Origin of the sequence: Vibrio variabilis (assembly GCF_003263785.1) — a bacterium.
Lineage (GTDB): Bacteria > Pseudomonadota > Gammaproteobacteria > Enterobacterales > Vibrionaceae > Vibrio > Vibrio variabilis.
Window position 1 is genome coordinate 1 of sequence record NZ_JYJK01000040.1, and the last position, 19,261, is coordinate 19,261.

Consider the following 19,261-nt stretch of genomic DNA (forward strand, 5'->3'; position numbering starts at 1 on the left):
CGTGGATGAAATCCTATGTGTATCGGTAAACGATACCTTCGTTATGAATGCATGGAAATCCGATCAAGAAGCAGAAAACATCACCTTCATTCCAGATGGTAACGGCGACTTCACTGATGGCATGGGTATGCTGGTTGAGAAAAATGACCTTGGCTTTGGCAAACGTTCATGGCGCTACAGCATGCTGGTGAAAAACGGCGTGGTAGAGAAGATGTTCATCGAGCCAAACGAGCCGGGCGACCCGTTCAAGGTTTCTGATGCAGATACGATGCTGAACTACATCGCGCCAAGCTACAAGACTCAAGAATCTATCACAGTATTCTCTAAGCCAGGTTGCCCATTCTGCATGAAAGCGAAGCAAAACCTGATTGACCATAACCTTCAGTATGAAGAGATCGTGCTGGGTAAAGACGCAACCACAGTGACTTTGCGTGCCGTGAGCGGCCGTACGACTGTACCGCAGGTGTTTATCGGTGGTAAGCATATTGGTGGTAGTGAGGAGCTTGAGGCGTATTTGGGTTAAGGTTCTTGATCCTTGGTCCTTGGTCCTTGGTCCTTGGTCCTTGGTCTAAATAGTATTAGGTCAAGAGATAGTAAAAGCGAGCCTTATCGTTGGGCTCGCTTTTTTTGTTTGAATTTTTTGAAGATTATTTAGCTTCGATTTCTGCTGCGATCACAGAAATCTCTACCAACAAGGCTTCGCGAGCCATGTCGCCGGTCACACAAGCACGTGCTGGTGCATGGCCTGCTGGCACCCATGCGTCCCATACTGCGTTCATTGCTTGGAAATCTTGCATGTCTTTAAGGTAGATGGTTGCTGATAGCATGTGCTCTTTGTCGCTGCCCGCTTCAAGTAGCAGAGCCTCGACCTTATCAAGCATAGTTTGCGTCTGTTCAGTAATGTCTTTAGTGGCGTCTGCACACACCTGACCACAAAGGTAAATCGTGCCATTGTGCTTAACGATGCGGCTCATGCGCTCTTTAGTATGAAGGCGTTCAATCATAATGTTATTGCTCTTTTTAGGCTATCCGAACGATAGGGCTGAAACAGGAAGGCCTATTCTATCGGATACCAAGGACAAGCAACACGCGAACATTGTGACATGCTTGGCGAACCAAAGTTTTTCTCGCTGCGAGCAAAAGCAAAGGGTTAGATCAATCGAACTTGAGAGGTTTAGATTGAAAGGGAAGAAAACTTTGAAAAGCGCTAAAAAGAAAAAAGCCCCGTAATCAACCTTGATTCGGGGCCTTCTTAGATTCTTCTAAGAAAAAGCAGTGGTACTTTAATAGACCGTGCCTTTTCTTGTTTGTTCCCAGAAAAATGATCTTTTTTTAAAATTTTTCCGATCTTTTCGTTACTCACTTATTTTTCAATGAGTTATGCAACGTTCATCTTGGCAATAATTTGCTCTACCAAGTTCACTTCCAACGCTACCTCATCACAAGCATGCTGCCTCGGACATTGGTCACAGTCTTTTAGAACTTTCTCAGGCAGCAGCGTCTTCGATGTTGGGATGAAGTCGTGCTTCATAAAGAACTCTGGCGTACGAGTCAGAACGAACACTTTCTTGATCGCCATCTTACGTGCTTTCTCTACCAAGTGCTGAACAATCGCTGTGCCCTGCCCTTGACCTTGCCAGCCCGCTTCAACACCTAAAGAGCGGATCTCAGCCAATCCTGAGTCATACACATAGAGTGACGCACAACCCGTGACTTCACCATGATGCTCTGCGACGGCGAATGAGCAATATCACGCACCAGTTCATTGCGGCTACGAGGTAGGTTTTCACCAAGGTTCGCCCAGTAAGCCACCATGCTCTCTAGCGCATCGATATCCGTCAGACGAGCAGAGCGCACTTTCACCGCCGAGTTATCACGCGCGGTGAGACGTTTCTCTGCTTGGTCCACCGCGTAAGCGACTTGCTGCGGCGCCACACCACCAAGAGCATTACGCTTCTCTAGGCAGCTCTCAATGGTCAGGATGTCGTAAACATCGTTCTCAATCACTGGCGAGAACTCTTTCAGTTCTTCAATGGAGAGCTCCTCGAGTGCGCAGCCTTTGGCAATCGCACTGACAACGGCAACACCCACAATATGGTGCGCTTCACGGAATGGAATACCTTTAGCAACTAGGTAGTCTGCAAGCTCGGTAGAGTTTGCATAACCTTGCTTCGCCGCTTCCAGCGTACGCTCGCCGTTTACCTTGATACCATCGAAACAGAGCGCGGCCATTTCCATGCAGTCACTCCAAGTGTCGAGTGCATCAAATAGACCTTCTTTGTCTTCTTGCATATCTTTGTTGTAGGCAAGTGGCAGAGCTTTTACTGTCATCATCATGCCCGCTAGCGAGCCGTAGACACGACCGGTTTTACCACGGATAAGCTCTAGAGCATCTGGGTTCTTTTTCTGAGGCATCAAAGAAGAGCCAGACGTCACAGTATCCGCAAGTTCAATAAAGTTCGACTCACCTGAGTTATAGAAGATCATATCTTCAGCCAGACGAGATAGGTGCAGCATAGAGATAGAGGCAATAGACATCAGCTCCATCACATGGTCACGGTCAGATACCGAGTCCAAGCTGTTACGAGTTGCTCTTCTGAAGCCTAGGTTATGTGCAAGCTGCTCACGATCCATTGGGTAAGCCGTACCCGCTAGCGCACCAGAACCTAGTGGGCAGGTATCTAAACGCTTAATGGCGTCATCCAAACGAGAGTAATCACGCTCAAACATCTCAACGTACGCTAAGCACCAGTGAGCAAACGTCACAGGCTGAGCACGCTGAAGATGGGTATAACCCGGAAGAACCGTATCTTGATGTGCTCTTGCGACCTCAACCATTTGCGATTGCAGTCTGTCGAGACCCAGCAAAAGTTGCTGACCCTGCTGACGACACCAAAGTTTCAGGTCGGTCGCCACTTGGTCGTTACGAGAACGGCCGGTGTGCAGCTTCTTACCTAGGTCGCCCACTTTGCCAATCAGTTGTTGCTCAACCCAGCTATGGATATCTTCCGCATCCGATCTTAGGATCTGCTTTGGATTTTCCATCACTTCGAGTTTAAGCTCGTTCAGTGCTAGCTCTAGCTTCTGCTGTTCATCTTCAGTAAGAACACCCACCGAAACCAACGCCTTTGACCAAGCAATTGAGCCAACAATGTCTTGCTCAGCAAGTCGGTAGTCAAAGCGCAATGAATCATTAAAGTCTTTGAATCTCGTATCTGCTGCTTGGGTAAATCTTCCGCCCCATAATGCCATCGTGTCTCTCCTAACTGCTCAGTCTGCGTCGCTGCTTCTGTGGTTACTTATTGTAAGAATAAACCGCTATTCTCGCTGAGTGAATTGAATGCTACTCAGTGTCTTTGTTGATAGGGTTCAAGGTACGACAAACCGAATTAAAAATAAAGTAAAAATTCATTTATTTCACATAAATATTCAAATCAATGCTATTTCAGAGTTTTGTCGCTCATTTTTATCGTCCAGATAAAAAGAAACCCATTTGATAACAAATGGGTTTCTAGATTTCAATCCGTATGATGGAGCGACATTATTTTTTCTTCGCTTCGTTCAATGCTCTGATACGGCTTGATAGCGAGTAAAGACGGATGAAGCCTTCCGCGTGGCTTTGGTCGTACACTTCATCTTCACCAAACGTTGCGAACTCTTCAGAGTACAGGCTGTTTACGCTGCGTTTCTGAGTCACAATCGCCTGACCTTTGTATAGCTTAACCACGACTTCGCCGTTCACGTCCTGTGCCAGCTCTTCCGACGCTGCCAAGATAGACTTACAAAGTGGTGTGAACCAACGACCGTCATAAACAAGATGTGAGGCTTTCACGCCTAGCTCTTCACGGAACTCAAACGATGTTTTGTCTAGAACTAGCTGCTCAACCGCACGCAGTGCTTCCATCATGATTGTGCCCCCTGGAGTTTCGTAGCAGCCACGAGACTTCATACCGACAAGACGGTTTTCAACGATATCGATACGACCAACGCCGTGCTTCACGCCTTTCTCGTTTAGGTAAACCAGAGCGTTGTATGGCGTCATTTTCTCACCGTCAACGGCAACTACTTCGCCTTTTGCTACTTCTAGCGTCACGTATTCTGCTTGATCTGGTGCTTGCTCAGGATCCACTGTCCATGCCCAGCAATCATCGTTTGGCGCATTCCATGTATCTTCTAGAACGCCGCCCTCTGTAGAGATGTGCCATGCGTTTGCATCACGTGAATAGATCTTGGTTAGTGAAGCGGTACAAGGGATGTTGCGCTCCGCGAGGTAATCCAGACACTCTTCACGGCTCACTAGATCCCACTCACGCCAAGGCGCAATCACGGTTAGGTCTGGGGCAAGAGCTGCAAATGCACCCTCAAAACGTACTTGGTCATTACCTTTACCTGTACAGCCGTGACACAATGCGTCAGCACCGACTTTACGCGCTACTTCAACCTGAGCCTTAGCAATAATCGGACGCGCCATTGATGTACCTAGCAGGTATTTACCTTCGTAGTACGCGCCCGTTTTTAGCGTTGGGAAGATGTAGTCAGCGACCATTTCTTCTTTCAGGTCTGCAATGTAGCATTCAGAAGCGCCTGATGCTTTCGCTTTTTCTTCGATTGCCCACAAGCTCTTCTTCGCCCTGGCCTACATCAGCAACAAATGCCACAACTTCACAATCGTAGTTCTCTTTTAGCCATGGGATGATAACTGACGTATCTAGACCGCCAGAGTAGGCAACAACAACTTTTTTTACAGATGGTTTACTCATGTCTCTCTCCTTGTCCGAGCCTGATTTTGGCGGTCAGCTTCTCGGGTTACTTCACTTTAAATTCGTTAATCGTAAATTTGGCTTACTTTCTGATAATTCAGTTTGGGACGAACTGTGTGCCGATACTCTTACCAGCAAACAATTCGACTAATTTTTCTGGGTATCGCCATGTCGCCACTTCAATTGGGCGACCTAGGTCGTTAGCCGCTTCCAGTGCAGCTTGTACCTTAACAATCATGCCATCGGTAATCACTTTGCCTTCAATCAGCGCATCCGCTTCTTGCTTAGTCAGGCTTGGTAGCAGATGACCTTTGCCATCCAGCACGCCGCTCACATCAGATAGCAGCACTAATTCTGCATCCAATGCACCAGCCACTGCGACTGCCGCTTGGTCGGCATTAACGTTCATTAGCTGACCTTGGCTATCGAGACCGATTGAGCTAATGATTGGCAATGCGCCTGTAGCTAAAATCGCTTGTAGAACCGCTGGGTTACCTGGCTTAGCATCACCTACCGCGCCAAGCTCTGGGTCTAGCTCAGTCACTTCACAAAGGCCGCCGTCAGCAAGACTCAAACCTACCGCATTGAGACCCGCTTTAATCGCATCGCCTTGCAGTAGCTTGTTTGCTGTGCCCGCTAGAGCGCCCGCAATCAAAGGGATCTGATCATAAGGTGTCACGCGCAAACCTTGCTTCTTAACAGTAGGAATGTCGAGCTTCTTCATCAGGTCATCTACAAGGTAACCGCCACCGTGAACAATCACGATACTTCGCTGTGCTTGCTGGCTGTAATCAGAGATAGCCTTAAATAGTTTTCCAAGCGTATCAGAGCACGACAGTGCCGCGCCGCCTAACTTGATCACTAATGGTGTATTTTGCTGACTCATGCTGCTCTCCTCGACTAAACCAACGCGGTTAGCTGTGCAAACTGATTTTTGATATTCAAACACTGCATCGCTTGACTCGATGCGCCTTTTAGCAGGTTATCAATCGCCGACACCACGATGATGTGTTGGCCTTGAACCTTATAACCGATATCGCAGAACGGCGTGTTCTCAACATCTTGAATTCTTGGGATAGTTTCCCCTTTGACGCGCACACCTGGTTTGCTCTCGTAAGCCGATGCAAATGCTGATGCAACCTGCTCCGCAGTCACACCATCGTTAAGTTTCATGGTGATGGTCGCCAAGATGCCACGCTTAAAATTGCCTAGGTGCGGAGTAAAAATCACATCACAACCCAAATGCGTTGCAATCTCTGGTTGGTGTCTGTGATTAAAAATCCCATAAGGCTGAAGGCTGACCTCGCAAAAGCTGTTGGTCATCGACGCTTTACGTCCCGCGCCAGAGACACCACTGGTTGCATTGATAACTGGCCACATAGTGCTATCAACAAGACCAGCTTCAAGTAGCGGTTTGATTGCCAACTGTGAAGCGGTTGGGTAGCAACCTGGTACTGCCACGAGCTGCGCGCTTTCAATCTCTTTTGCGTTCCACTCTGCAAGGCCATACACCGCCTTGTCCAACCAGTTTTCGTGCTGATGCTCAAAGCCGTAGAAGGTGGTATAAAAGTCATCGGCTTTCACGCGGTAAGCGCCTGATAGGTCAAACACTTGGCAACCTTGTGCTAAAAACACTGGCGCCAAATCATGGCTCACCTCGTGGGCTGTTGCCAAAAATACAATGTCACACTCGCCTGCTGCTTTTTGCACATCGACCAGCGGCTGTACTGGCATTTCAACTAAGCCTGCCAACTTACCGTGCAACTGAGAAATCGGTTTGCCTGCATCGACACTATTGGCGGACACGTACAAACCTGATAGCGTGAGCTCTGGGTGTTTGGTCACCATGAGAGCCAGCTCTGCTCCTGTGTATCCTGATGCGCCAATAATAGTGGTTTTTAGCATGACTCTGATTCCGTAAGTAAGTCGATTTAACGTTGTTAGTGAAACTTGCAATTAATGATTATAAATATAGAAAAAATGCCATTAATTGATTTTTTATTCATTAATTATGATTTAATATGTTTTTTACAGTCTTAAGATTAATCTGTCAACAGTAGAAGCGAAGATAATATGCAATTACCTAGTTTTTTAGAGGTCTACAAAGGCCTGATCAGCACACCTTCGATTAGCTCCACTGACCCAAGCTGGGATCATGGCAACGAGAAAGTGATCGAAAAACTGGCAACATGGATGAAAGACCTAGGTTTTGAGGTTGAGGTTATCGAGGTTGAACCCAACAAGTTCAATATGATTGCTAAAAGAGGGCAAGGCGAAGGCGGTCTACTATTGGCAGGTCACAGTGATACCGTACCATTTGATGAAGGTCGCTGGAGTTTCAACCCGCATGATTTGACTGAAGCCAATAACCGCTTCTACGGCTTGGGCACCGCAGATATGAAAGGCTTCTTCGCGTTTATCTACGAAGCCGTCAAGAAAATCGACTGGAGCAAACAAACCAAACCACTTTACGTGCTGGCAACCTGTGATGAAGAAACCACTATGTTGGGCGCAAGACACTTTACTGACAACGCACCGTTCAAACCGGATTACTGCATTATCGGTGAACCCACCAGCCTAGTGCCGATTCGTGGTCATAAAGGTCATGTGGCCAACGCGATTCGAGTGACGGGCAAGTCTGGTCACTCTTCAGACCCTGCATTGGGCGTTAACGCCATCGAAATCATGCATGAAGTGTTGTACGCGATGATGAAACTGCGTGACAAGCTAGTGAAAGAGTATCACCACCCAGGTTTCGCTATCCCTAGCCCTACCCTCAACCTTGGTCATATTCACGGCGGCGACAGCGCTAACCGCATTTGTGGCTGCTGTGAGCTGCATTATGATGTCAGACCGCTGCCAGGGATCAGCTTGGATGGTTTGGATAACCTACTGCGGGATGCACTCAAAGAAGTGGAAGCAAAATGGCCAGGGCGCTTATCTATTACCGCGCTTCACGAGCCAATTCCAGGCTATGAGTGCGATCATAAACACCCGTTTGTTGGTGGAATGGAAACATTGTGTGAAACCCCATCAGAAACGGTCAACTATTGTACCGAAGCACCATTTTTGCAGCAGCTGTGCCCTACCTTAGTGCTCGGCCCTGGTTCAATAGACCAAGCCCACCAGCCTGATGAGTTTTTAAGCTTTGATTTTATTGATCCGACCATCAATATCTTAGCCAAAGCAATGAGGCAGTATTGCTTCGAATAAACCATATTCTGTAATAAATTTTCAACAATTCAACCTTTTAACTCGACCAAGTGTGCGTTTTTCGTGCCAGCACGATAAATGCAAACTTGGTTTACTTTATTTGACTCGCACTAACATTTTTCGCTAGATTGTGAGGCTGATAAGGAATAACGGATGTAGTTAAATTACAAGGCAGGACGACTATGAACGAAAAATATGCCCCATTGAAGAGCAATGTTAGGATGCTAGGGCACCTGTTGGGTAACACCATCAGGGAAGCGCATGGAGACGAGATCCTAGAGAAAGTGGAGAAGATTCGTAAACTTTCTAAATCCGTAGTACGCGCAGGCAATGAAGCCGATCGTGACATTCTCATTGAAGAGATTAAAAACCTGCCAAATGAGCAACTGACCCCAGTCGCTCGTGCATTTAACCAGTTCCTAAACCTCACCAACATCGCCGATCAATACCATACGATCTCGCGTAGCTGCGAAGCCGATGTGTGTGAACCAGACCCAATCTACACCCTATTTTCTAAGCTTAGCCAGCAAGATGTCAGCAAGTTTGATACCGTTCAAGCCGTTCGCGACCTCAACATCGAGCTTGTACTGACCGCTCACCCAACAGAAATCACTCGCCGCACCATGATCAACAAGCTGGTCAAAATCAACGAGTGTCTTTCTAAGCTGGAACTAAACGAGCTGTCTGATAAAGAGCGCAAGAAAACCGAGCGTCGTCTCGAGCAGCTCATCTCGCAAAGCTGGCACTCAGATGTGATCCGTCAGCAGCGCCCAACACCACTCGATGAAGCAAAATGGGGCTTCGCTGTGGTTGAGAACTCACTATGGGATGCGGTTCCTGAGTTCTTGCGTGAGTTTGATGAGCGCCTCAAAGGCTATCTAGACGAAGGGCTGCCGATCGATGCGCGTCCTGTACACTTCTCATCTTGGATGGGTGGTGACCGCGACGGTAACCCGTTTGTGACGCATAAAATCACGCGAGAAGTGATGCTACTGTCTCGCTGGAAAGCGGCTGAGCTTTATCTAAAAGATTTCCAAGAGCTTATCACTGAGCTTTCTATGGTTAAGTGTAACGATCAGGTTCGCGACCTTGCAGGTGACGAACACGAACCGTACCGCGCCATTTTGAAACCAGTTCGTAAGTTATTGATTGATACCTTGGAAGTGCTAGAGGCACAGATCAACCATCAAGACGTACCGAACAAGCCAATCCTTGAAGACATCTCCCAGCTATGGGAGCCGCTCATGGCTTGCTACAAGTCACTCCGTGAAAGTGGTATGGCAATCATCGCCGATGGTTCGCTACTCGATACACTGCGCCGCGTCAAAGCGTTTGGTGTGCACCTAGTGCGTCTCGATATCCGTCAAGAGAGTACGCGCCACTCAGACGTGATTTCTGAACTTACCCGCTACCTCGGTCTAGGTGATTACGACCAGTGGAGCGAGCAAGACAAGGTGTCATTCTTAATTAACGAGCTAAGCTCAAAGCGCCCACTGCTACCACGCGATTGGGAGCCTTCAGAGCCGGTTCAAGAAGTGCTCGATACATGCCGAGTGATTGCCTCACAATCTCGTGAAGCGTTTGGTGCCTATGTGATTTCCATGGCTCGCACGGCGTCTGACGTGTTGGCCGTTCACCTTATTCTGCAAGAGTGTGGCTGTAAGTTCCGCATGGACGTCTGCCCACTGTTTGAAACTCTCGATGACCTGAATAACTCAGAAGCGGTCATGAAACAGCTATTCGATATCGACTGGTATCGTGGCTACATCCAAAATCATCAAATGGTGATGATTGGCTACTCTGACTCAGCAAAAGACGCCGGCGTAATGGCGGCGGGCTGGGCTCAATACAGCGCGATGGAAAAACTGGTTGAGGTCGGTGAAGAAGCAGGTATCGACATCACCCTATTCCACGGCCGTGGCGGTACGATTGGTCGCGGTGGTGCACCAGCACACGCGGCACTGCTGTCTCAGCCACCGAAGAGCCTTAAAGGCGGCCTACGTGTGACTGAGCAAGGCGAGATGATCCGCTTTAAGCTGGGTCTACCAGAAATTGCGGTTAACAGCTTCAACCTGTACGCCAGTGCGATTCTGGAGGCAAACCTAATGCCACCACCAGAGCCGAAGCAAGATTGGCGCGACCTAATGGAAGTGCTGTCTCAAGTCTCTTGCGATGCGTACCGTAAAGTGGTGCGTGGCGAGCCAGACTTTGTGCCATACTTCCGCCAAGCAACGCCTGAGCTAGAGCTGGGCAAACTGCCTCTTGCTCTCGCCCAGCAAAACGTAACCCAAATGGCGGCGTTGAAAGCTTGCGTGCTATCCCATGGATCTTCTCATGGAGTCAAAACCGTCTAGTGCTGCCTGCATGGCTTGGTGCTGGTGAAGCGATTCAATACTCTATCGACAAGGGTCACCAAGCACTGCTAGAGGAGATGTGTCGCGAGTGGCCATTCTTCTCAACGCGTTTAGGTATGCTAGAGATGGTTTACACCAAGTGTAATATGGAAATCTCTCGCTACTACGATAAGCGTCTTGCGGATCCAGAGCTGTTGCCTCTTGGTGACAAGCTGCGTGGTCAATTGCAAAAAGACATCGTTGCGGTACTGAACGTAGAAAACCACAACCACCTGATGCAAAGCGACCCTTGGGGACAAGAGTCCATTCGTCTGCGTAACATCTATGTTGAGCCTCTCAACATGCTGCAAGCAGAGCTTCTGTATCGTACTCGTCAGAGTGAAGAAACCGAATCTGAGCTAGAAGAAGCACTGATGGTGACCATCGCCGGTATCGCGGCCGGTATGCGAAACACTGGCTAAACGATATATTATTTTACAAAAGAGACAAAAGGTCGCACATTGCGGCCTTTTATTTTTACTGGCATACTTACTGAGAGTTTTGTTAGTTTTTTGAAGTGGTATCGCATTCTATTCCACTTTTTGCTTATATAATTCAGATATAATTACACTCCGCTGTTCGATAAAAATAAAAATACGACGTCGACGGCGTTGGTCACATGTTCATGTGGCTGTCTAGGTGACAAAGGCTTTAAACACGGTTATTGGTACCCGCTTTGGCGAGGTGCACTGTTCTTTGTGCGAGTTTCCTGGAATCAACCAAGATTCCAAGGCGCTTGCATGGTGTCATCGTTAACCACAAACGCACTTAAAAGAACAACATAACTATTACTAAGATTTTGACCATTTGGATTTAAGACATGTCACTACCACACGTTATCCTTACTGTCCTAAGCACTCGTGACGCAACAGGCTACGACATTACTAAGGAATTTTCTGCTAGCATCGGTTACTTCTGGAAAGCAAGCCACCAGCAGGTTTACCGTGAGCTAAACAAAATGGCTGATAAAGCCCTAGTTACCTGTAAACTTGAGCCCCAAGAAGGCAAACCAGACCGTAAGGTTTACTCAATCACAGATGCCGGCCGTAGCGCGCTTGGCGAGTGGTTTGAGCAACCAACCGTACACCCAACCGTTCGTGATGAGTTCTCAGCGAAACTGGCAGCCTGTGCCGTTCAGCCTTCTGCTGCGTTCCGCATCCAACTGGAAGAGCTTATCGAAGAATCGAAAAAGCTAGTTGCACACTACCGTGAAATTGAAGCGGCTTACTACGCGACACCAAGCACGCTTGAGAAACACGCACGCCTTGAGCGCCTAACTCTTCGCCGTAACCTACTTGCACGTCAAGCATGGTTAGACTGGGCGGAAGAGGCGCTAGCGGAGCTGGAAGCGTTAGCGTAAGATTATTGATCCTTGGTCCTTGGTCCTTGGTCCTTGGTCCTTGGTCCTTGGTCCTTGGAAAGGATAAAAAGAAAAACGCCAGTCATTTCAATATGACTGGCGTTTTTTGTTGTGATTTTTTGGTGGTTTACGCTTCTGGGCGGACACCTAGGGTGTGGCAAAGTGCGTAGGTCATTTCTGCGCGGTTTAGGGTGTAGAAGTGGAAATCCTTCACACCTTCACGGCTCAGTACACGAACCATGTCAATGGCTTGGCTCGCACCCACCAATTGGCGGGTCATTAGGTCATCATCTAGACCTTCAAACTGCTTTTGCATCCAACCCGGCACTTTCACCTTGTTCATGGCTGCAAAGCGCGACGCTTGTTTAAAGTTCGTCACAGGCAGAATACCCGGAACAATCTCCACATCAATACCTGCCGCCACACAGCGGTCACGAAAACGCAGGTAGCTTTCAACATCAAAGAAGAACTGCGTAATCGCACGGTTAGCGCCAGCATCGACTTTACGTTTTAAGTTAAGAAGATCCGCCTGAGCGCTTTTCGCTTCCGGGTGAACTTCTGGGAAGGCTGCTACTGAGATATCAAAATCATGGCGAGATTTTAGTAGCTCCACCAAATCAGACGCATACATATCAGGCTGACCGCCACCTTCTGGAATATCACCACGCAGCGCAACGATGTTCTTAATACCGTTCGCCCAGTAGTCTTCAGCGATATCGATAAGCTCATCACGTGACGCATCAATACACGTTAGGTGCGGCGCGGCCACAAGACCTGTCTCTGATTTGATTTCTTTGATGATGGAGTGGGTACGATCACGCTCACCAGAGTTAGCACCGTACGTCACAGAAACAAACTTAGGCTTAAGTGTTTTTAGGCGGTGAACCGATTTCCACAGCGTCTCTTCCATTGTCGGCGTGCTCGGCGGAAAGAACTCGAATGAAACATTAATATTGTCCGAAAGCTCAGCAATATTCTGGTTCAAAGCATCAATGTGGCCTGCGTGTGTGTATCCCATGGTCCTCTCCCTAATCACCAAGATTGGTTATCCCATCCAATCTCAGATAAAACCTGTCTGTCTTTAAATGATGATTTTTTTGACGTTTAGACGTCTATATGTCTACAGAATGAAATGAATGGGTTTTAAAGTCAATAGAGGGATTATGAATTTTTTTCATGTGGTGAGTTAGGGAAATTGAAGTTCATAGACAAATGAGGGAAACGATTTCTCGTCTCCCTCATTTGTCTTAAAGAATGTTGCTAGAAGAAGCTAGACATCAAATTCAAATCCGACTGAATCGCCCCAGCCGTCACTTCACGACCTGCACCAGGGCCACGAATCACCAACGGATTATCCTTATACCACTTACTCTCAATCGCGAAGATATTGTCACAAGGTAGAAGATTCGCCAGCGCATGCTCTTTCGATAACGCTTCAATCCCTACGCGCGCTTTACCCTGTCTATCAAGACGAGCAACGTAACGCAGCACTTTCTCTTCACGCTGAGCCTTCTCTAGGCGCTCTTGCAGAATGTCACTTAACAAGGAAGCTTGTTCAAAGAACCCTTCCAGCGATAACTCTGCAAGCTCTTCAGGAACCAAAGACTCTACTTCAACCGCATCAGGTTCGATATCCAACCCAGACTCTCGAGCCAAGATGACAAGCTTACGCATCACGTCCGAACCATCTAAGTCTGAGCGCGGATCTGGCTCGGTTAAGCCCTGCTGCCATGCTAGGTCGACAAGCTCTGCAAATGGCACTGAGCCATCAAACTGCTGGAACAACCAAGACAAGGTGCCAGAGAAGATACCCGATAGCGCAACAATGTCATCGCCACTTTCACGTAGGTCTCGAACGGTATGGTTTATGGGTAACCCTGCGCCCACTGTTGCGTTGTACAACCAGTGACGACCGGTTTTTGAGAACGCATCTTGCACCGCGTGGTAGTCATTGCTTGGTGCTGAGCCTGCAACTTTGTTTGCTGAGATAAGGTGAAGACCATGCTCTGCAATACTCACATATCTTTCGGCTAGTGCCGCACTCGCCGTCACATCTAGCACTACACCTTCATCATAGCCTTGAAGTCCAGCCAAACGTTGCAGCCAGATGTCACCTTGGTATTCAATCGCTTCATCTTCGTAGCGGGCTAACACCTGCTGCTCATCAATGCCATCTTCATCAAACCAATAAGTCTGGCTGTCGATAACGGCGACTAAGTTGAAACTCATGCCGCGACGTTTCTCAAGCTCGCTTTTCTGCTCTTTGAACAGCTCTAGCCAGCTCGAGCCGATGTTACCTTTACCACACAATGCAACCGCAACGCGCTTTTGCGCTTGGAACAGCTGAGTATGTACCGATTTCACTAGCGGCTGAATGTCGGATTTACGTAGCACTGCAGCAAGACTCAATTGCGACTCAGCTTCTGAGAAAAACTCGACTGGCGCATGTTTAAGCTGCTGATAAAAACCAAAGCAATGGTTGGCATTTTTAGTCACGCCTGCGCCTACTGCTGCCAGCATTGAATAGCCTTCTTTTAGCTTAATCTCAGCTTCAATCGCCAGATCTTGCAGCTCAGTCAGCGCGCCAGAGGCAATCTCCGCAGTATAGGCAAGACGAAGACGAGATTGATCCGCTTGTGCTTCAAACGCTAACGGCGCCAATTGCGCGCGCTTAAGGCCATTAAGTACTTCGGTCTGAGCACGCTCGAAATCGTGCCCAGCACCAAACGCCAACTCGATAAGCAAGACTTCATCGAGCGAGGTAATAATTTTTGCACCGCGTCCTGAAGCCAATACACGCTCAATACGCGTTGAGCCCGACTCTGGCTGATAGCTGCAGCGAAGACTCAGATCCATCGCACTTTGTGCGACAGGCTGAAGTGTACGGCTGTGAAGCACAGGGGCGGCTAAACGCGCGAGTTCGCTTGCTTCATCCAATCGCAGCAGTGGCAACAGACAAGCGTCACTCACTACACGTGGGTCAGCGCTGTATACGCCTGCGACATCGCTCCAAATCGTCACGCAAGAAACTTCAGCTAGCGCACCAATCACCGTTGCAGAGTAGTCGGAACCATTCCGACCTAGCAGCACGGTCTCGCCAGCTTCACTTTGCGCCATGAAACCGGTAATCACCACACGGTGATGCGCATGCTGAGCCAGCACTTCTTTAATCAGCGGATACGATTTAGCGCGTTCGACCTCTGGCTGAGTGCCGAACTCAGCACGTAGAAACGCTCTCGCATCTTGTGCCACAGCTGGCAGATCATTTTGTCTCAGCAGTGCCGCCAATAGGCGTGAAGACCACACTTCACCATGACCCAGCACAGCAGCGCGCTCGGCATCTGTTATTGGGTAGCCAAGCTCCCCCAGCGTACTGAATTCATCTTTCAACTGAGAAACAAGGCTTTCTGCCTCTTCACCGGTTAACAGCGATTCCACCAGCTCAATCTGAAATTGACGTAGAGCTTGAAGATGCTCATGAGCAATGCGCCCATCTTTGTTCAGTGCATCGAGAAATTCGATAAGGCGATTGGTGGTTTTGCCTGCTGCCGAGACCACAATGAGGTCTTCCTCGTTGGAGTAGTCTTTTAGAATAGAGACGACGCGACGATAACACTCAGGATCGGCTAAGCTGCTGCCGCCGAATTTATGCAACTGCTTGTTACTCTTTCCGCCTAAGGCGCTACTTAGGGTACTGCTTTGACTCATGCCGGCTTATCCTCCAAACGCAGATGCTTTCTCAAATGCCTGAGCAAGGTCATCAATCAAATCTTGCGCATCTTCTAAGCCAACAGAGAGACGAAGTAGCTGCTGAGATACGCCAGCTTCTGCCAATGCCTCTTCACCCATCGCACGGTGGGTCATAGATGCAGGGTGGCAAATTAGACTTTCTACACCGCCCAATGATTCCGCGAGCGAGAATAACTCCAGCTCACCGACAAAATATTTCAGTTGCTCAAAGCTACCTGCAAACTCAAAACTCAACATAGAGCCAAATCCAGACTGCTGCTTCTTAGCAATTTCATGACCAGGGTGCTCTGGCAGGCTTGGGTGATAAATCACTTTCACCAATGGTTGCGGCTTAAGAAAATCTAGGATCTGTTGCGAGCTTTCCTCATGAACACGCATACGAGCGCCAAGAGTGCGAATACCACGCAGCGTCATGTAACTATCAAATGGTGTGCCCGTCGCACCGATACAGTTGCCCCACCATGCGAGCTCTTCTGCGTGCTCTTCGGTTTTGGTGATCACCACACCACCAATCACATCAGAGTGACCGTTAATGTACTTGGTGGTGGAGTGGATAACAAAGTCAGCACCAAGCTCAAGAGGCTTTTGGTATACCGGTGTCAAAAAGGTATTGTCTACCGCCACCAGCGCGCCTACTTTCTTGGCTTTTTCACACACGGCAGCAATATCAACAACGCGCACTAGCGGGTTGGACGGAGTTTCAAGTAGGATAAGCTTTGGCTTGTTCTCAAGCGCGGCATCAAAGGCTTGCTCATCGCTTTGATCCACAAACTGAACCTTGAAGTCGCCTTTTTGCGCACGAGTGTTGAATAGACGGTATGTACCGCCGTAGCAGTCGTGCGGAGCAATGATTGTATCCTCTGGACCTAAGAACGCCGAGACCCAAAGGTTAAGCGCAGAGGTACCACAGTTGGTCACCACCGCACCTTTACCTGATTCCAGCTCGTACAGAGCGGTTTCGAGTAAGCCTCGGTTTGGGTTTCCTGAGCGGGTGTAATCGTAAGTCGGCACTTCCCCAAACGCAGGGAATCCGTAGTTAGTAGAAAGATAAATAGGTGGCACCACAGCGTGATGCTGGGTATCCGATTCGATACCAGTACGTACGGCTATTGTCGCTGGCTTCCGATTGCTCATAGAAACTTCCTTTCTCAGATCGCATGGCTAGAGCCACAGTGTCTACTTTTACCGGTAATATGGGAACCGGCAAACGCCACAAACGTTAAAGAATTAACATTGCATTAAAATAAATGTCCACATTCGTTGCCCCACTTTACTTTCCTAAATGTGAGACGTCAACACTTCTAGACGTCTATATGTCTTTGCTTATGGCAGTAAATCCCGCTAAAATTGCAGGATACTTATTACTACTATTTATGATTAACAGAGCGAAGGTGTGTAATGGCAGATTGGAATGGTGAATACATTAGCCCATATGCGGAGCACGGTAAAAAAAGCGAGCAAGTAAAAAAAATCACAGTGTCTATCCCGCTGAAGGTGCTAAAGGTATTGACTGATGAGCGTACTCGTCGCCAAATCAATAACCTACGCCATGCAACCAACAGCGAGCTATTGTGTGAAGCGTTCTTGCACGCCTACACAGGCCAGCCGCTTCCAACCGACGAAGATTTGCGAAAAGACCGTCCTGATGATATCCCAACAGAAGCGAAAGAGCTGATGACGGCGATGGGGATTGAGTTTGAAGCGTTTGATGAAGAATAATTGGTAAGAGCGGTCCTTGGTCCTTGGTCCTTGGTCCTTGGTCCTTGGTCCTTGGTCCTTGGTAGAGACATTAAAAAAGCGCATTGGTTAATAATCCAATGCGCTTTTTTATTTCTTTAGAGGTTAAAGAGCTGCTCCCCTAGGGCCTAGGACCAAGAACCGCTCTTCCCCTGTTTTTAATCCATATAACTATCAGGCAACTCAATACGCGCCACGCCAGATTCTACTGCCGCTTTCGCGACCGCTTTAGCCACACGAGGAAGCAAACGTGGATCCATTGGTTTTGGAATGATGTAGTCTTTACCAAACGTCAACGATTCAGCGCCTGCAGCATCTAGTACGTCTTGTGGTACCGGCTCTTTTGCTAACTCACGAATCGCTTCAACCGCTGCCAGTTTCATCTCATCGTTAATCTCGCTTGCACGCACGTCTAGCGCCCCACGGAAGATAAACGGGAAACACAATACGTTGTTGACTTGGTTTGGATAGTCTGAACGACCCGTACCCATAATCAGATCATCACGAACCTGGTGTGCAAGCTCAGGTTTGATTTCTGGATCTGGGTTTGAACAAGCAAACACAATTGGCTTGTCGGCCATCAGTTTAAGCGCTTCTGGTGGTAGCAAGTCTGGCCCCGATACACCAAGGAATAAATCCGCACCTTCAATCACATCTTCTAGCGTGCGCTTGTCGGTATTGTTGGCAAACAGCTCTTTATACTCGTTAAGATCATCACGACGCGTGTGGATCACACCTTTGCGATCCAGCATGTAGATCTTCTCACGCATTGCGCCGCATTTGATCAAAAGCTCCATACAAGCGATCGCCGCCGCACCTGCACCTAAACAGACAATCGTCGCTTCCTTAAGATCTTTACCCTGCAGCTCAATCGCATTAAGCATACCTGCCGCGGTAACAATCGCCGTACCGTGTTGGTCATCGTGGAATACAGGCACATCACAACGCTCGATTAGACGACGCTCAATTTCGAAACAGTCCGGCGCTTTAATATCTTCTAGGTTAATACCGCCAAACGTATCGGAGATGTTGGCCACCGTGTCGACGAACTCATCGATCGTGCGGTGTTTGACTTCGATATCAATAGAATCCAAACCAGCAAAGCGCTTAAACAGCAAGGCTTTCCCTTCCATAACGGGTTTAGAGGCCATTGGGCCTAGGTTGCCAAGGCCTAAAATAGCGGTGCCGTTAGAGATCACCGCCACCATATTGCCCTTTGCGGTGTACTTATACACGTTCTCAGCATTTTGCGCGATTTCACGCACTGGCTCAGCCACACCTGGCTATAGGCCAATGCCAGATCGGCAGCAGAGTTAGCGGGTTTGGTTAACGCGATTTCAATTTTTCCAGGGATGGGGTTGGCATGGTAATCAAGCGCTTGTTGGCGAAATTCGTCGATTTGATGATCATCGGACATGGTTAGCGATCCTGCATTTTTGAGACTGAATGGTATTGTTTTTTATGAGTATAAACCCGTTATTTTTTATTAGCTTTGCTTCTAAAGGGTTACATACACAGAGTGGGTACATTTGAACGGAGAGGAGGTATCTCAGATGTTCAATACTCTGACAAAGTTATACTTTGCAAACGCAATACTACGCGACTTCATCACGGTTTTGAATGGATGGGAGAAATGAAAGCAGGAAAAAATTGGAACTGAGTACCAAAATCAAAGGACTGAGATTGACACATAAAATGGACGCTACTGTTGCCCAAAAAACGCAAAAAGGACGCCGAAGCGTCCTTTTTTAATCTGCAAAAGTAATGATTACTTCTTGCTAGATAGAGCACCGAAACGCTTGTTGAAGCGATCAACACGGCCGCCAGTATCAACGATACGTTGCTTACCAGTGTAGAATGGGTGGCACTTATCACATACGTCTAGGTGGATAGAATCTTTACCTAGAGTAGAGTTGAATTCGAATGTGTTGCCGCAAGAGCAAGTTGCTGTTACAGCTTTGTATTCTGGGTGGATACCAGCTTTCATGGGAAACCTCAATAATTTAGGCCGTGTCGCCATCCGATTCTAAGCCGGACACCACACGTAG

The 19,261-nt window shown here is 48.1% G+C and carries 11 protein-coding genes and 4 pseudogenes; 5 read left to right on the plus strand and 10 right to left on the minus strand.

Features of this window, described 5'->3' with window-relative positions:
• A partial coding sequence (locus TZ48_RS04505) for a glutaredoxin domain-containing protein (protein ID WP_112478390.1) occupies nucleotides 1-523 on the plus strand: 523 nt, incomplete at its 5' end.
• 124 nt (nucleotides 524-647) lie between these two features.
• Here TZ48_RS04505 and TZ48_RS04510 read toward each other — a convergent pair.
• The 5 genes and pseudogenes from TZ48_RS04510 to argC form a co-directional block, all read right to left on the minus strand.
• A complete protein-coding gene (locus tag TZ48_RS04510) occupies nucleotides 648-1,004 on the minus strand; it encodes a RidA family protein (RefSeq protein ID WP_112478391.1) in 357 nt (118 codons plus the stop codon).
• A 374-nt stretch (nucleotides 1,005-1,378) separates the two neighbouring features.
• A pseudogene (argH, locus tag TZ48_RS04520) lies at nucleotides 1,379-3,252 on the minus strand (argininosuccinate lyase).
• A gap of 289 nt (nucleotides 3,253-3,541) precedes the next feature.
• Nucleotides 3,542-4,760 (minus strand): annotated as a pseudogene (locus TZ48_RS04525) (argininosuccinate synthase).
• A 97-nt stretch (nucleotides 4,761-4,857) separates the two neighbouring features.
• Nucleotides 4,858-5,646 (minus strand): acetylglutamate kinase, encoded by a 789-nt coding sequence (gene argB / locus TZ48_RS04530; protein WP_112478393.1) that lies wholly within the window; start codon nucleotides 5,644-5,646, stop codon nucleotides 4,858-4,860.
• A 14-nt stretch (nucleotides 5,647-5,660) separates the two neighbouring features.
• On the minus strand, nucleotides 5,661-6,665 hold the full coding sequence (gene argC / locus TZ48_RS04535; RefSeq protein WP_112478394.1) for an N-acetyl-gamma-glutamyl-phosphate reductase: 1,005 nt from the start codon (nucleotides 6,663-6,665) through the stop codon (nucleotides 5,661-5,663).
• Between the two features lie 168 nt (nucleotides 6,666-6,833).
• Between argC and argE the strand changes: the two genes are divergently transcribed.
• The 3 genes and pseudogenes from argE (at nucleotide 6,834) to TZ48_RS04550 (ending at nucleotide 11,726) form a co-directional block, all read left to right on the plus strand.
• Nucleotides 6,834-7,973 carry an acetylornithine deacetylase gene (argE, locus tag TZ48_RS04540; protein WP_112478395.1) on the plus strand — a complete coding sequence of 380 codons (1,140 nt, stop codon included), beginning with the start codon at nucleotides 6,834-6,836 and terminating at the stop codon, nucleotides 7,971-7,973.
• Between the two features lie 182 nt (nucleotides 7,974-8,155).
• Nucleotides 8,156-10,788 (plus strand): annotated as a pseudogene (ppc, locus tag TZ48_RS04545) (phosphoenolpyruvate carboxylase).
• A gap of 398 nt (nucleotides 10,789-11,186) precedes the next feature.
• The gene (locus tag TZ48_RS04550; protein ID WP_112461357.1) at nucleotides 11,187-11,726 is read left to right on the plus strand and encodes a PadR family transcriptional regulator; all 540 of its coding nucleotides are present in this window, start codon (nucleotides 11,187-11,189) and stop codon (nucleotides 11,724-11,726) included.
• Nucleotides 11,727-11,853: 127 nt separating this feature from the next.
• Here the strand turns inward: TZ48_RS04550 and metF are convergent, their stop codons facing one another.
• From metF to TZ48_RS04565, 3 genes are all read right to left on the minus strand, one after another.
• Nucleotides 11,854-12,744 (minus strand): methylenetetrahydrofolate reductase, encoded by an 891-nt coding sequence (gene metF, locus TZ48_RS04555; RefSeq protein WP_042477154.1) that lies wholly within the window; start codon nucleotides 12,742-12,744, stop codon nucleotides 11,854-11,856.
• A gap of 242 nt (nucleotides 12,745-12,986) precedes the next feature.
• On the minus strand, nucleotides 12,987-15,434 hold the full coding sequence (locus TZ48_RS04560) for a bifunctional aspartate kinase/homoserine dehydrogenase II (protein WP_112478396.1): 2,448 nt from the start codon (nucleotides 15,432-15,434) through the stop codon (nucleotides 12,987-12,989).
• A 6-nt stretch (nucleotides 15,435-15,440) separates the two neighbouring features.
• On the minus strand, nucleotides 15,441-16,610 hold the full coding sequence (locus TZ48_RS04565; RefSeq protein WP_112478397.1) for an O-succinylhomoserine (thiol)-lyase: 1,170 nt from the start codon (nucleotides 16,608-16,610) through the stop codon (nucleotides 15,441-15,443).
• Nucleotides 16,611-16,874: 264 nt separating this feature from the next.
• Between TZ48_RS04565 and metJ the strand changes: the two genes are divergently transcribed.
• Nucleotides 16,875-17,195: a met regulon transcriptional regulator MetJ gene (gene metJ, locus TZ48_RS04570; protein WP_006071165.1), complete on the plus strand. Its 321-nt coding sequence runs from the start codon at nucleotides 16,875-16,877 to the stop codon at nucleotides 17,193-17,195.
• A 176-nt stretch (nucleotides 17,196-17,371) separates the two neighbouring features.
• On the opposite strand, the pseudogene TZ48_RS04575 reads toward metJ, so the two are convergent.
• A pseudogene (locus tag TZ48_RS04575) lies at nucleotides 17,372-18,630 on the minus strand (malic enzyme-like NAD(P)-binding protein).
• 351 nt (nucleotides 18,631-18,981) lie between these two features.
• Complete coding sequence (rpmE, locus tag TZ48_RS04580) at nucleotides 18,982-19,200, minus strand: 50S ribosomal protein L31 (RefSeq protein ID WP_006071169.1); 219 nt, start codon at nucleotides 19,198-19,200, stop codon at nucleotides 18,982-18,984.
• Between the last annotated feature and the right edge of the window lie 61 nt (nucleotides 19,201-19,261).